At 43.1% G+C, this 15,424-nt stretch carries 7 protein-coding genes; 1 reads left to right on the forward strand and 6 read right to left on the reverse strand.

Annotated elements, in window-relative coordinates; all coding sequences use genetic code 11:
- Positions 1–284 precede the first annotated feature (284 nt).
- On the forward strand, positions 285–1,274 hold the full coding sequence (locus CAL7507_RS12040) for a metal ABC transporter solute-binding protein, Zn/Mn family (protein WP_015128753.1): 990 nt from the start codon (positions 285–287) through the stop codon (positions 1,272–1,274).
- Positions 1,275–1,334: 60 nt separating this feature from the next.
- Here the strand turns inward: CAL7507_RS12040 and CAL7507_RS12045 are convergent, their stop codons facing one another.
- The 6 genes from CAL7507_RS12045 to CAL7507_RS33050 all read right to left on the reverse strand — a co-directional run bounded on the left by CAL7507_RS12045 (position 1,335) and on the right by CAL7507_RS33050 (position 15,183).
- Positions 1,335–2,918 (reverse strand): HlyD family efflux transporter periplasmic adaptor subunit, encoded by a 1,584-nt coding sequence (locus CAL7507_RS12045; RefSeq protein WP_015128754.1) that lies wholly within the window; start codon positions 2,916–2,918, stop codon positions 1,335–1,337.
- Positions 2,919–3,047: 129 nt separating this feature from the next.
- Positions 3,048–6,056, reverse strand: a complete 3,009-nt coding sequence (locus tag CAL7507_RS12050; RefSeq protein WP_015128755.1) for a peptidase domain-containing ABC transporter — start codon at positions 6,054–6,056, stop codon at positions 3,048–3,050.
- A 163-nt stretch (positions 6,057–6,219) separates the two neighbouring features.
- Complete coding sequence (locus tag CAL7507_RS12055; protein ID WP_042341291.1) at positions 6,220–7,002, reverse strand: peptidylprolyl isomerase; 783 nt, start codon at positions 7,000–7,002, stop codon at positions 6,220–6,222.
- Positions 7,003–7,372: 370 nt separating this feature from the next.
- The gene (locus CAL7507_RS12060; protein ID WP_015128757.1) at positions 7,373–9,862 is read right to left on the reverse strand and encodes a DUF4114 domain-containing protein; all 2,490 of its coding nucleotides are present in this window, start codon (positions 9,860–9,862) and stop codon (positions 7,373–7,375) included.
- A gap of 334 nt (positions 9,863–10,196) precedes the next feature.
- The gene (locus CAL7507_RS12065; RefSeq protein ID WP_015128758.1) at positions 10,197–10,796 is read right to left on the reverse strand and encodes a TIGR02466 family protein; all 600 of its coding nucleotides are present in this window, start codon (positions 10,794–10,796) and stop codon (positions 10,197–10,199) included.
- Between the two features lie 181 nt (positions 10,797–10,977).
- A complete protein-coding gene (locus CAL7507_RS33050; protein ID WP_015128759.1) occupies positions 10,978–15,183 on the reverse strand; it encodes an SdiA-regulated domain-containing protein in 4,206 nt (1,401 codons plus the stop codon).
- Positions 15,184–15,424: the final 241 nt, after the last annotated feature.

The raw sequence follows: 15,424 nt of genomic DNA on the forward strand, positions 1-15,424 counted from the left end.
ACCCGTAGAGACGCTGTATTGCAAAGTTTCTAGACATTTTCCTGACTCAAGTACAGCAAGTTGCAAATAAAAGAAGTACAGCATCTAAGTTTAACAGCCAGATATAAAACCTCTTTCACTTTTAACTTTTGTAGTATGGGAATCCAATTTGATTATTGAAAAAACCTCAGTATCTGTAGTCTCTGTAGGGTGGGCAATGCCCACCAAAACCAGGAATATGGTGGGCATTGCCCACCCTACATACTGATAACTGATAACTGATAACTGATTAATGGCAGTGAATAATGTCGAAAAAATTACTTTCAATTAATTATTTACATATTGCCCTATTTACCTTGTCGATGGGATTTTCTGGTTGTGGAAATCAAGCGGCAAATACCTCATTCACTCAAACCACAAGATTAAATAATAATCTTACCCAAGTCGTAGCCACGACAAGCATACTCTGTGACTTAACTAAACAGATTGCTGACAACACAGTTAACCTCACTTGCTTAATTCCCCCTGGTGCAGACCCCCATGTTTACCGTCCAAAGCCAGAAGACCGCAAAGCCCTTGAACAAGCGAATCTGATTCTTTATAACGGCTATAATCTTGAACCTGGATTAGTCAAAATCATTAAAGCGACTAAAAGTTCTACACCTAAAATAGCTGTTGGGCAACTTGCAGTTACTAAACCACAACAATTTCAAGAAAATGGCAAGAGAGTAATCGATCCGCATATTTGGCACGATCCGCAGAACACTATCAAGATGGTAGAAATAATTAGTAATAAGCTAGGAAAAATAGAACCTACCAATGCAACAACCTATAATAGTAACAAGGAAAAAATTATCAATGAATTAACTCAGTTAAATCGTTGGATAAAATCGAGAGTTGCCAGCATTCCAACTAATCAAAGAAAGTTAGTTACAACTCATAATGCACTAGGTTATTATGCCAGAGCTTACGGTTTTTCATTAACAGGTACTTTGGAAGGGCTGAACACTGAACAAAGACCAACATCTGCACGAGTTAAAAGCTTAGTTCAAGGCATTAAAAAGGTTAAAGTGCCGACGATTTTTGCTGAAACGACGATAAATCCTAATCTAGTTCAGTCTGTAGCCAGAAATGCAGAAGTGAGAATTTCTGACCGAGAACTTTATACTGATAGTATTGGTGAACCAGGGAGTGAGGGAGAAAGCTATCAGAAAATGATGGTTGCTAATACACGCACAATTGTCGAAGGGCTAGGAGGAACGTATTTGATATTTGAACCGAAAGCTTCCCAGTAGTTTCTTGATTACTCGACTTTGGGCGATGTCTTAATGAGGGCGCGGTTCCCGCGCCCCTGCTTAACGCACTTCTTTAAGACTCTCAACTTGCTTGGTGAACATCTCAGTGAACAGACTGATTACACTGCGTTCTTCACGGACTTTAATATTGGCGGTGATTGACATACCTGACTGTAAAGTAATATTTCTACCTTGAATCGATAAAGATTGTTTGTTTAAATGAACTTTCGCTGGGAAGCGATAAAATTGATGATTTTGATCAGGAGGTAATGCATCTGACCCGATACCATCGACTACTCCCTTGATATCGCCAAATTCGCTAAAAGGAAAGGAGTCGATTCTCACATCTACTTTCATCCCTTTACGGACGAAACCAATATCTTTATTAGTAATGAAAACTTCAGCAATATAGTTGTCTTTAGGTACTATTTGCAAAAGTTTCTGGGTGGGGTTAGCAACAAATCCAGGGCTTTTTGCTTGTAAATCAAAAATTACTCCACCTACAGGGGCGCGAAGTTCTTGATATTTGACATTCAGCGAGGCTTGAGCAATTTTGCTATTGACATCTGCCAAGCGCTGTTCATTCTCCAGCACAACTTTCTGGAATTGACTGTCAATATCTGCAATGCGCTTTTTATTATCAGCTATCTTTTCTAAAACACCTTTATCAGAAACAGCTACTGTATTGGTTAGTTGCTGTCTGCCTTTTTCAATATCAAACTTCAGGCGTTTCTCTTCTTCAGCTAATTGTGATACTTCAGCAGCGAGATTTTGTACTTGTTGTTTTTGGTTAAGATATTGTAGCTGGGAAATACCACCTTCTTCGGAAAGGATTTTGAGTTTATCCAAAATATTTTTTTGGATAGCTAGACTTGCTTGAGTATCTAAATTTTTTACTTGTGTTTGAGTTAGTTGTTTCTTAGTTTTTTCCACTTCTAACTGTGCTGCAGCCGCGCGAGAATCTACTTCTGTTCTGGAAACTTGTAAACGCCGTTCCTCATCATTTCCCACACCTGTATCTGTAGTAGATTTTTTTAATTCTGTTCGCAACAAGTCGTTTTCTGAAACTAACGCTACCCGACTTTTCAATAAAAAAGCAACTTCTGGTGACAAGTTACCCCGTGAAAACGCTAATTCTGATCCTGTCCCAGAACTGGCGCGCATTAGTTGGCGATAAATCTGGTTTTCTTGCAGTAATGCAACGCGAATCTTATTTAGAGAACTTAACTCTGCAAGAGTAGCAACAGAGTCAAAAGTCAGTAGTAAATCTCCTGGTTTGACTGTGTCTCCGTCTTTAATATAAACCTCTTTCACTACTCCGCTAACAGGAGCTTGAACTTCTTTAACTGTTCCTTCTGGTTTTAATTGACCCGTCGCTGGTACTACTTGCTCAATTTTTGCCAGACAAGCCCAAGCTATGCCAAAACAGGCTAACACCATTAAAGTTATCATGATTGTGCGCGACCAAATTGGCGATTGCCGCAGCACAACAGAGTGTTCAAGGCTATTATCTTTAAAGTTCACTAAAGATTCTTTAGGAGCTTTTGATATAGCTGTCACTACACGTGAATCTGACTTGACTCCGTCATCACGCTTGCCGTTACCATTGTTGTTATTAAAATTATTTCCATTTAGTTGAGTCATAAATTTGGGAATTGGGAATTGGGGATTGGGGATTGGGGATTGGGGACTGGGGGAATAAATTTTGACCCTTGACCCTTGTAGAGACGCGATTAATCGCGTCTCTACTGTTTACAAATAACAAATGACTAATTACAAATTAACCTCTTGTTGCTGATAGAGGTAAAAATAATGGCCTCTACTAGCCATTAAATCCTGATGGCTTCCTTGTTCTATCACCCTGCCACTATCCATGACAACAATGGTATCTGCATGACTAACGGTATTGAGGCGATGGGTGATAAAAAAGACTGTGCTGCCCTGGAAACTACTGGCTAAGTTGAGACAGACTTGTCGTTCTGTGGGATAGTCTAAAGCGCTGGTGGCTTCGTCTAGGACTAATAATTTTGGTCGTTGTAAGACAGAACGAGCGATCGCTATTCTTTGTCTTTGTCCACCAGATAGGGACGCGCCTCGCTCACCTACGCGGGTGTTGTAACCGTTGGGCAGGCTCATGATAAACTCGTGGGCGGCAGCAATCTGAGCCGCTTCGATAATTTCTTCGGTGGTAGCGTCAGGATTTGTGAGGGCGATATTTTCCTGCACAGTACCGTCAAACAATAGTGGATCTTGGGGAACTACACCAATCTGTCGTCGTAGCGAATAAAGTTCCACTTTGGCTATATCGTAGCCATCAATCAAAATTCTGCCAGCTTCTACATCATAAAGTCTGAGCAGTAATTTCATCATTGTACTTTTACCTGAGCCACTTTGTCCGACAATGCCGACAAATGTACCAGCGCCTACTTCGAGATTGACGTTAGCCAGTTGTAGAGGGCCATTCGGTGCAAAGCGGAAGGAAACGTTTTCATATTTCACCGCGCCGACAACTGCAGGTAAGGGGATATTGTGGCGATCGACTTCTGCTTCTTGTGGTGTATCGACAATATCACTTAACCGTTCTAAAGATAAAGCAGTTTCTTGGAAGCTTTGCCAAAGTTGCGCCAACCGTAAGATGGGGCTGGTGACGTAACCGGAGATAATTCTAAAAGCAATTAATTCCCCTAAGGTTAATTCGCCTTTGAGGACTAAATACGCTCCTACCCACAACACCAGCAAGCTACTAAGTTTGTTGAGAAAGTTGCTGGCAGAATTGGCTAAGGTAGATGTGACAACGGTTTTAAACCCAGCGGCGACAAAACGAGCATAACGCTCTTGCCAAGAAAAGCGCGATCGCAATTCGATATTTTGCGCTTTCACTGTTTGAATCCCTGACATCACCTCAACTAAATAAGATTGAGTCTCGGCGTTGCGCTCTGCTTTGGCGCGTAACTGTCTACTCACCGTCGGGGAAGCAATGACAGTAATCAACACAAACAATGGAATTGTGCCCAAACCTACCACAGTGAGTTGCCAACTGTAAAACAGCATCACAACAATATAAACCACCGAGAATATCGCATCCAATCCGACTGTTAAAGCAGTACCGGTGAGAAACTGACGGATATTTTCTAGTTCGTTGATGCGAGTAGAGAGTTCACCTACAGGACGACGTTCAAAATAACGCAGCGGTAAACGTAGTAAATGGTCAATAATTTGTGAACCCAAACCCATATCAATGCGGTTGGTTGTATCCACAAATAGATAAGTCCGCAGTGTTGTCATCACTGCTTCAAATATGCCTACAGCTAATAGCAATACACCTAAAACATTGAGGGTATTGATACTATTTTGGACGATGACTTTATCGATAATTAACTGAATGACGAGCGGGTTAGCCAGCGCCGCTAGTTGGACAAAAAACGAAGCAATAAAAACTTCGATCAATACTCGGCGGTGCTGTGACAAGTAGGGAAGAAACCACCGGATACCAAAACGTTCTTGGGGTGTTTCTTTGGTAGCAGCGAGTAATAATATTCTCGTTTGGGGTGGTAAATTTGCTTCGTCAATATTTAAGTGCGCCATTAATTCCGTCGGTTTGCAGCGCACAATACCTTTGGATGGGACACCCACGATGATAGTACTCGCGTCGGCTGAATATAACACGGCATAACTCTCACCATAGCGAATCAGTGCTGGTGTAGGAATCCGCGTAATCGAGGCGGCGGGAATATCTACTAATTGAGCCTTAAGTCCGATTAACTCTGCTAGGTAAGCACAAAGTTGAAATGATAGACTACCTTGACGTTTCAGTTGCTCAGTTAAGATGCGACGTACCACTTCCCGGCGGAATGGGATTTGCAGGTACTTCGAGAGCATTTGGAAACAGGCGAAAGCGGAATTTAATTCCCCATTCCCACGCACAAAGGGATATTTTTGACGTTTGTCACTCTTTGAGGAAGAGGATGCTGACGGGAAAGCTTCTTCGTCAGATGCGTAAGGAATTTCTGGTTCTTCGTCGTCTACAATCTCGGCTGTGACTGCGTTGACTTGGAGCGGTTCTTGATGATCGAGATATATTAAATCTGCTGGGGATAAACCAATCAACCGCGCTGGAGTTTTTCCTTGAACAACGATCGCATTTCCACCACCATCACTGACATCTATGCGCGCACTAAGAGCGAAATCTGTAACTGTCCCACCACCACTGACAAACCAGATGCTGGCGCTATCTAGTTGGTTGAATGGGTTTTTACCTGGTGGTAGATAGTGGATTTTTGCCTGTGGTAAAGCTCTTTCTGTGAGTTCTTTGAGATTAGCACTGGCTAGAGCTTGCTGTTCTAACTGTAAACCGATGACATCGAAAACTTCGACTACGTGAGCGGGTTGTCTGCGAACCTCAGCAAAAGCTGGGTATGTAGCCATGAGCCGGAGGTATTCAGCCGCAGTTATTGTTAAACATACCACTTCAGTAGAAGCGATCGCTGTCTCACAAGCCACCTGGCGCAACAAGCTAATTTCCCCCAAAATTGCCCCAGGCTGCAACAATTTTAAGGTAATTGGTAATTGGGTTTGGGGGTCATATCCCAATAGCCGCACCTGTCCCTCATAAATTATAGTGACGCGATCAGGGATTTTTTCCTTACCAATAATTTTTTGACCGATGCGGTAGCGGAATGCTTGCAGTTGTCCTGATAAATTAGTGATTTCTTGCTCTGGTAATTGATCAACCCCTTCCAGAGTAATGAGAAAATCTTGAAATACGTTCTTAATATAAGTCATGCCTGGTTTCAGTTATCAGTTATCAGTTATCAGTTACTTGTACTGAGTGTAGTCGAAGTAGTCAAAGTAGTCGAATTATCAGTGTGTTCACTCTTCCCCATGCCTAATGCCCAATGCCCTACCACTAATCTTTATGTATTATCAAGCTTTAAGGCTACCTTGATTACCCAATTTGGCTGAGTATGTATGCGCTCTCAGGGTGCTGAATTTGCCAATTCTGCTCTGTTAGTTGTGTTTGCAACCAACTATGAAAACGTTCATTCAACAACCGCTGACGCAGTGAGCGATCAAACTTCACAGGGAGTAACTTTTCGAGTCGGACAATCACAATCCATTCTCCTAGTTGGGTTGGTGGTAATAGTTCCTGTGGCTGGCTAGTAGACAACATCTTCGCCAGGATTGGATGAATAGTTTGCAATTCCACCGGGCCAACTAAACCATCTGTCTCACCTTCAGGCCCTTGAGCATATTCTCGCGCCAGTTGAGCAAAGGATTGTTCTTTTTCTTGGATACGAAAATAAAGTTCTTGAGCAATACCAATATCAGGAGTACTGATCAAAGAATAAACTACCCGATCCAAGTGTGGCTTGCGTTGAAAAAAGTAGGATTCTAAGTCTCCACTCCAAGTAGTTTGTTTAAATTTTTCCAGTTTGAATTGGCGAATGGCCATTGCGTCAAACTGCTTTACACTCATCCCGTGTTGCTGTAACCACAGCTGACGCACAGCCTCGGAGGTGAATTGATATTGTTCTGCTAATCGTTCTGAGGCTTGTTTTGCCTCTTCCGAAGTACACTCAACATGGGCGATCGCCTGATCAATGATCATCTCTTTTACTAACAACGGCAGGATTTGGTATTCTGCCAAAAGTGGCAAAACTTCTGCTCCTGTAAGCGTGCGTAGGCACAGCCCGCCGCAGGCATCGCCTAATTGCAGAATTGTAGTCATATCACTTCTTAACAGGGTTGCCACTTGTGTCACTTGCAAAAGGAATAATAGATATACAAGGTTCAGAAAAGGTTTTGACTTGGTTAAGAATGCACCAATGAAACTCAGAGAGTTGTTAGCTTATTTGGTTATTTGTGAAGAGTCAACATTCAACAGAAATAATTAATGCCAGAAGTTTAGAAAATATTAAGTATTATTTCGTAAACATTGTTGAGACAAAATCGATTCTAAGAGTAATTGCCCAAAATACCATCAGTATATATACTACTTTTATCTTCTCAGTGAAAATTGGCGATCGCATCAAAAAATGTCACCAGATTTCCAAAAGGGTAGGGGCAAACAACCGTTTGCCCTCCAAGATGCCTTTACCCTAAGCAATGCTCAGATTGACTTTGACAATGACATCGTTGAAATCTTTGTCCCCACCATTGGGCAAATCTTCAAAGCCAAAGATATTATTCCCAAACAACCGAATATGATCTGATGTATCTGCATTAGCGCCTAAGTATGGGAAATAAACACTCGGATCGTTATTGGGATTGGTATCAAGAATCGCATCCGCTCTGCCATCGACAATCAAAAATGGTGCAAAAATGGCACCAGGTTTAAAAATGCCAGTATAAGAGGCTGAACCTTGGTTATTGACAATTAAGTCAATTCCTGCAACCCTTCCACGCACTGCAGCTTGTGTGTAACCAGCCTGTCCAGCAAGTATATCAGCCTTACCATCGCCATTAGTATCAATACCGCCATTCTCATCAACAACCTGATAAAAGCCGACAAAGTTATTAAAAGCTGCTTCTCTATTCACAACAAACTCAGCTTTTACCTGTTGTGTGACATTCCGCAAGTCAATCACTTCGCCTTGCGCTTTCCCTTGCAGATTTGTACCTAAGGGTAAGGAGTTGTTTGTCTGCTTGATATTGACTACTAAATCCTGAAAGTCTCCGCTAGAAGTAGTCTTCCAAGCCAAGGAAAATCCATTATTTCCCAAGTCTGTAATCTTTTGTGTTGCAGGGTCAGCAAATAGTATATCTGCAATGGGGGTAGCTCCTGCCCGAACACTATCAAAACTACTATTTTTCACCAATAAAAATCTCAAGTTATCACCCGAATTCAACTCCAGTAGACTATTAAGATTGTTGGCATTGAACCCGTTAGGGACATTCGCCAGTGTGGAGAAAATGACTTTGGCTCTATCTAAAGCCGCCTGAGCATAACCTGTTGCGCCAGGAGCAATCCCATTGATTGTACCTTTAGTATCATCAACAGTAAATAGTCCTAATTCGTTCACTAGACTAGAACTACCGCCTGTGAGCGTGACTTGCAATTGAGCTTTATTACTGTCGCCTTTGATAGTGAAGACATCATTATCAGCGCTTTTGGCTAGTGGGATATCATTGTCAGTGATGCTGACGTTAACAGCATTGATTTTAATCCCGTTATATTTGGTGTCGCTACTTGTGGCTGTATGTTGGATAATGTCGCTGTGGTTGCCTTCAACTACCGCATCATCTACTGCAGCTACTGTCACTTTTTGCGCTACATTCCAGTTCTGAGTGGTGAAGGTGAGAGTTTTAGTATTGGTTGTGATTTGCTTACCGCTATTGACGGCAATGGTGACATCAGCAGTAGGCTGGCTAGCAAGTACAATTAAGTAGTCATCGTTTGCGCCGCCTTCAGTGACTTTGGTATTACCATTACTTTCAGTGATGGTGACGCCGGCGCTAGAGTTACCACCTACATTGATAATAGTACCCTTGGCTGTGCCACCATTAGTACCGATGGTTGACCCATTTGTGGGATTGCTTAAATTGACGCTGAAGGTTTCATTGTCCTCAACTATGGCGTCAGCAGTTGTCTGAACTGTAAAAGTTTTCTGAGTTTCTCCCTGTTTAAAGGTGATAGTTTCAGCTTTAGCTGCAAAGTCATTATTACTAGCTGTATCACCTGCAACTATAAATGTAGATACAGAGACACTCTGATTAGTTTGAGTATCTCCCGTGCGGGTGATGGTGAAAGCGATCGCATTTCCTTCGACTGCTGAGGCGCTGTTAATCGAGAAAATCGCATTGATCGAATCAAAGCCAAAGTCATCTGGTGTGAGAGTATTGGCTTGGACATTTCTTAATATGCCCAACTCTTTGAGAGTACCGTTAATATTGGCTTTGACTGTTGTATCTAATCCCGTTTGTTCTAGTTTGAGATCGCTAAAAGCCTTAACTTCCGGTATCCCAGCCACTAAAACTTTATCATCACCCTTTGTAAAATCTAATACCTCTGGAGGTACTTCCGGAACCGCTGCACTAGTGATATAAAAGCTGTCTCTACCAGTACCACCTGTAAGTTGGCTACCTTTTTTACCAGCAAAAAGTAAGTCATCACCAGCACCACCGAAAAGGCGATCGCTGGCTAATCCACCAATTAAAACATCGTCGCCATCACCACCATCCAGGCTGTTGTTCCCCGTACCACTGGAGACATCGAGGAAATCGCTACCAACTCCACCTAAGAGAGTGTTATAACCAGTTCCCCCGGAAACAGTTAGGCGATCGCTTCCAGAACCGCCATCGAGTGTGTTGTTACCACCTTCGACGATGAACAGGCGATCGTTATCTTCTCCCCCTTCCAGTTTGTTAAAACCCGAACTACCTAAAGCAAATAAACTATCTTCGCCAACACCGCCGATTAAAGTATCGTAATTGTTAGCGAAAAGCTGATCATTACCAGCACCACCATCAAGCAAATTATTTCCTTGGCCATTGCTAGCATCTAAGATGTCATCTCCCTCAAAACCAAAAACTTGGTCATTCTTATTCGCGTACAATTCATCCTGATTTGGAGTTCCATTAATCATCATAATTTCACTTTTAATTGCTATTTTTTACTTCAGCAGTTTTTTGTAATGACCCTGAGGAATGATTAATATTTAATTAGTCAATTGCATTAACAAGATAAATACTACAGTTACTTTTTGGCATTTATATAAAACTTTGATGAAATCTTAGGAGATTTTTATACATACCATAAAATCTCAAAACCAGCCTTTTTCTAAATTTATTCATCATTAACAAGTGGTTATCCTCAAGTTAAAATACAGAACTAATAAACCTCTTGCAAAAGTCTCAATATTTCTCTCTTTCTCTCTTTCTCTGCGCCTCTGCGTGAAACAAAAAAATATTTATGCAAGAGGTCTATTGTCTTGGCTTCACACCAATATTAAAACTAATGCTGACCCTTTCTTCATCACTCAAATTAGGTTCCACACCATGCATCAGCCAACTGGGAAAAATAATCATAGTCCCCTCAACAGACTTATAAGTCACACTTGGCACCGTCCAAGACGTAAATTCTAAATAAGGCGGCAAAAGCCGATGAGCGCCAACTCTGGGGTCACGAAAAAATAATCCTCCACAATCTTGAGGCGATTTCACATAATAAACACCACTTAATAACGAGTTGGGGTGATCGTGAACCGAATTAGAAGCAAACTTACCATTCACGATTGCCCAACAATTATTAATATTTAAAAATACTTTATCCAAATCCCACTTCAGAAAATTAGCCACCTCCAAAACATTATCCATAATGATTTTCATCAAATCTTGAAAATCATCCCGCCGATGCAGATTATCTACACTATGCCAACCCAGAATATTAGACATATTCACACCCTGTTCATCCTGAGAGCGTTCAACCTGGATTAAGTGTAGCAATTTTGCATTCAGCGACTCATAATTATCAACAGAAAAATGCCATATAGGAGTAGGAAACCAATCTGTTTTAGAACCCATCGGTTATCAGTTATCAGTTATCAGTTATCAACTCAAAATAGTTATAACTGTTAAAGATGTAATCACTCAAAGATACAAAACACGAGGGAGTAATACCCCCCCGCATAATTAAAGTTTCTCAAAAAAACCTCAGCGAACCTCAGCGCTTACCTCCGCGCCCCTCTGCGTTAAAAAAGTAGCACTAACCAATCAAACTAGCCGAGAAAGCAAAATTACTTGCTATCAAACTAGATGATGTAATTCCTAATAAAGAAGCAACTTCAGTATTTCCAATCTTCAGCAAAGTATCACCACCTTGCTGCAACAGAGTTAAATCACTGAACTTACTCACGCCAGAAATCCCACCAAGACCAATCACATCAGTTCCTAAAGTAAAATCGGTGACAATATTCTTAGCAGTTGGTAAACTACCATTTGCAACCCAGAACTGGTCAATACCAGCACCACCAGTCAAGCGATTACCACCGGCTTTACCAGCAAATAGCACATCATCACCATCGCCACCAGATAGGTAGTCATTGGTATTAGAGAAGAGTTTGTCATCTCCAGAACCGCCATAGAGACGGTTATTGCTACCGCTACTAATTAAGGTGTCGTTACCTGAACCACCGAACAAGTTTTGACGAGAACCTTCCACTACTTGGAGAGTGTCGCTACCTACAGCACCAAAGATATTGTTAATCCCATTGGCTTCTACTATAGTGAGGTCATCATTACCTGCACCACCATCAACGCTGGTATTGCTAGCAGGGCCGTTGACACCCACTAAAACTTGATCGTTACCATCGCCTGTAGAGACATCAGAGTTGCTACCAACAAACACTGTGTCATCACTACTGCCAGTAATGATAGTGTTATTTCCTTTGGACTCTATGGTGTCTGCGCGATCGCCACTAAAGAAGGTTTGATTAGGTGCAACTGTGAGTAAGTTGTCGTCACTAGTGCTACCAAATTTAATTATTGGTGGTGCAGCATCAAGACTAAAACTGAGAATTGATCGCACTGGATTCGCTGCTGATGGTTCTGGAAATGTATTGACTGCATAGGAATTAATTCCTTGCACATTGACATTCAGGGTTTTTCCATCAGCAGAAATATCAAAAACGGTGTAATTATAGGTATCAGGAGAGTAAAAATCAATCGGTTGTCGCAGAGTGTCAGCATTGGCATCGCCTTCACGCACAACATTTTTGAGTCCTGGGTATTTAGGATCTAAACCGACGGGGTTGACATTAGCAGCTATTTGACTTGTTACAAGTTTATCGGCTAAAGACTTGATGTTGCTGAAACTGTGGTCAGTAATGGCATCCGGGCCAGTAGCACCTAAGGGGCCATCAACGATCGACAAAGCATAAGGTAAAACCTTAACACTGGTGGGATCGTTAATATTATCGAAGTAGGTTAACTCGTTGATCCGATTTTGGTGGTCATCGGTAGCCAAAAAGACGACATTTCTGATGTCATTATCAGCAATAAATTTCAGTAAGTCATTGCGTTCTGCGCGATAGCCACCAATCCATGACTTACCACCATCAGCGCCAGAACCGATCGCCCCAATTTGATCTATAGGATCAGATACGCTGACAAACTTCCAAGTTGTACCGTTGTTTTGAGCATCCAACAGAGTTTGCTTTAGCCAAGCCAGTTGGGTTTTACCCAGCATAGTGCGATCGGGATTGTCTGCACGAGGTCCAGTGTCATCTGCTCCCGCCGCAGTCTTCAATCGCACATCGCGGTAAGAGCGCGTGTCTGTGTTCACATAAATGACATTCTGACCCCACTGCTGGGCATTGTAAAGCTGCTGAGTCCCATCGGTGCGAGGATCGTTAGGAGCAGAAATAATTTTTTCTTTAATCGGCTGGTAGTCGGAATAAGCCTGCTCGAGAATTTTAAATCCCACAGTGTCGTTGATAAACGTACCAGTTTTATTTACGTCATCTGCGATATTGCTGGAACCATTACCGGAAGCAGTCGCTAAACTAATGGGTGCGCCACCATTGATCAGCTGTTTATTCCCTAGTTCGTGGTTATCTAGGACAGTATAGTTACCTTGAGAAGTAAACAATGTTTCCAAACTAGCAAAGCCACCCTTGGAAACAGGTTGAATATTTTCTAGATATTTGCGATGGTAATCGATTAAAGCTTGGGTAGGATTGACGGCAGCATCAGCCGCCGCGGGAGATCCAGTACTTGCAGTCTCGTAAATTGTGTCTCCCAAGAACACAAAGAAATCTAAATTCAGGCTGCTAAAGTTTTGGGTAGATGGATAAGGTCGCATCAAACCATCAGCATCACCACTAAAAGCAAAACGCACGGGAACACTAGCAGTAGTATCTGGCGCGGTTTTGAATGTACCAACTGGACTAACATCACCTGTCGCAGTCACGAAACGATAGTAGTATTTAGTACCACTCTGCAAACCTGTGGCATCCACTTTCGCTGTGCCATCGTGATCAAGACCGTCAGTTCTAGCAGGGACGTTGTATGAAAAGGCAATCTTACCAAAGTTGGCATCAGTAGAAACCTGGGCAATCAGGTTTGTATAGTCGCCCTTCTGGGTGACAGGATTGTAGGTGCGAGTCCAGAGAATCGCGTCACTTGACGTTGCATCACCTGCAGCCACCCCAGAGAAGCCTATAGATTCTTTAAAAATCTTGCCTGGAGAGCCGGTTTCTACACCATCGGACGCCAGGAAGGCACCGTTAACCCCAGCGACACTCAAGGTCGATATAGTCGGCAGCGGTAGCGTGGCGCTGCCTAAACCTGCGGCGTTATTGAACGTGAAGCCAGTGGTAGATGTACCGAAGCTAACACCAGTAATCCGATTACCGATCGCATCGAAGAGATTCACCTCATCACCACCGGTGCTTAGACCGATGCCAGCGCCACTATAAGTACCGATAGTAAAGCCGCTGGGAACATTGTTACCGAACCATGCACTCTTGAAGGCGCTAGCGGTGGCGGCATCACCCTCGATGAAGATGACCGATTGCCCTGGAGCAATGCTGTTAACACCGTTGAGGGCGATCGCTGATGCAAAGGTGTTAGAGTTGTCGTCTACCTTCCAGCCAGTGATGTCTACGGCACTCGTGCCAGTATTTGTCACCTCAAACCAGTCGGCAGCATAGGGGCTATTGCCGCTGCTCCAGGGTGTCACCTCAGAGATGATCAGAGTGGAGGGGGCTAGGGCTTTGGCGATCGCTAATGTAAAAGTCGTGGTTGCGTCCGGGGTGCTGCCAACGGTTGTATCGTCTACATTGACGGTAACGCCATAGCTGGTCTTGGTTGTGGAAAGAGTGGTTCCAGCCTTGAGGTATAATGCACTGCCCGAAATTTCAAAGAAGCTAGCATCTGTCCCACTCAAGCTGAGGGTATTTGTCCCCAGCGCATCATCGGTGATGGCAATGTCTGCCACTTTAATCCGGCTGGCGGTGCTGGTGTTTTCAGCGATCGCATTGACTTTATTATTCAGCACTACAGCCGTAGGTGCTTGATTGGTTGCTGTAACTGCCGACGGTGCGTATACCCAGAGTTGCGGGTGATTGATGTCACCACCGCCATTCTCGCTGGTGACATACAGATAACCATTGTTATCCATCGTCAGACCTTCATGTTGCTGGTCTGGAACAGACAACGGATTACCTGGATCAGAGGCGATGGTTAGTGAACTGTAAATCTTGCCAGTGCGATCGATGTTGACGATCTTGCCTGATTCTTGGCTCAACACCAGCAGGTGGCTAGAATCGGCTTGCCCATTCAAAGACGATAGATTCGATAATGCGTAAACGTCCGCGAAGTCTAAAAGATTTGCCAATGCCGGATCGAAAAGGTTAGTCGAGTTTTCTGTAGTGGGTGAACCGTTGGTCGCAGTCCCCGCCGCAAAATTGATGCCCGTTTGAAATATTCCTTCTGGTGTAACCTCTTTGACGGCGACGAATCCGCTTGTCTGCGGGTCATAGGAGATACCTTCAATCCCGATATTGCCGACTGTCGTACCGAGTTTTACAGTTTGTACATTGCTTTTGGTTAGCGTTGTGCCAGCGGCATAGGTGAACAAACTGGCCTGTCTGTCTCGCTCCTCGACCAAGACGAACTTACCACCACCAACATAGGTAAGTCCTTCCGTATCATAGAAGTCAGTGCCTTGTGGACTACTACCAGGTGCCAACGTCATAGAGTTGATCAACTGCCCAGTCTTGGTTACTTGAACAATCGATGTGCTGCCATCACCGACAACGAACAGCGTGTCAGTGTCCCAGTTGTAGGTGACAGCCGAGACTTCCTGCGCTAGCAGGCTGTTGGTAGGCGGAGTAGTACGCGTAGGTTCGGGTAGGTCGTACCGGCCAACCCTGACATAGGTAGACAGATCAACATTATTGAAAGCCATAAAATTTCCTGGAAATAATTCTGATGGACGGCAGGAAGGCGAGAATAAACTGAACGCAAATGCTTGTTATGAGCGGGTTAGATGCTCCATAAGTCGCGTGACACTAACATTGGTTTGCCGTTAGTTGGAGCGATCGCATATCTATATGAATACTTAATTGAAAAATTTAGATCGACTCTTCACGGTTGCTTTTTTATACCCTTTTTTTCCTAAATGCATTACTGGCTGAGAAGTCGGCCTA

Origin of the sequence: Calothrix sp. PCC 7507 (assembly GCF_000316575.1) — a bacterium.
Classification (GTDB): domain Bacteria; phylum Cyanobacteriota; class Cyanobacteriia; order Cyanobacteriales; family Nostocaceae; genus Fortiea.

Excerpts from the sequence above, each read along its gene's own strand:
- CAL7507_RS12055 (WP_042341291.1), bottom strand. The coding sequence starts at position 7,002 with ATGACTACAATTCTGCAATTAGGCGATGCCTGCGGCGGGCTGTGCCTA.
- CAL7507_RS12060 (WP_015128757.1), bottom strand. The coding sequence starts at position 9,862 with ATGATGATTAATGGAACTCCAAATCAGGATGAATTGTACGCGAATAAG.
- CAL7507_RS12040 (WP_015128753.1), top strand. The coding sequence starts at position 285 with ATGTCGAAAAAATTACTTTCAATTAATTATTTACATATTGCCCTATTT.
- CAL7507_RS12045 (WP_015128754.1), bottom strand. The coding sequence starts at position 2,918 with ATGACTCAACTAAATGGAAATAATTTTAATAACAACAATGGTAACGGC.
- CAL7507_RS33050 (WP_015128759.1), bottom strand. The coding sequence starts at position 15,183 with ATGGCTTTCAATAATGTTGATCTGTCTACCTATGTCAGGGTTGGCCGG.
- CAL7507_RS12065 (WP_015128758.1), bottom strand. The coding sequence starts at position 10,796 with ATGGGTTCTAAAACAGATTGGTTTCCTACTCCTATATGGCATTTTTCT.
- CAL7507_RS12050 (WP_015128755.1), bottom strand. The coding sequence starts at position 6,056 with ATGACTTATATTAAGAACGTATTTCAAGATTTTCTCATTACTCTGGAA.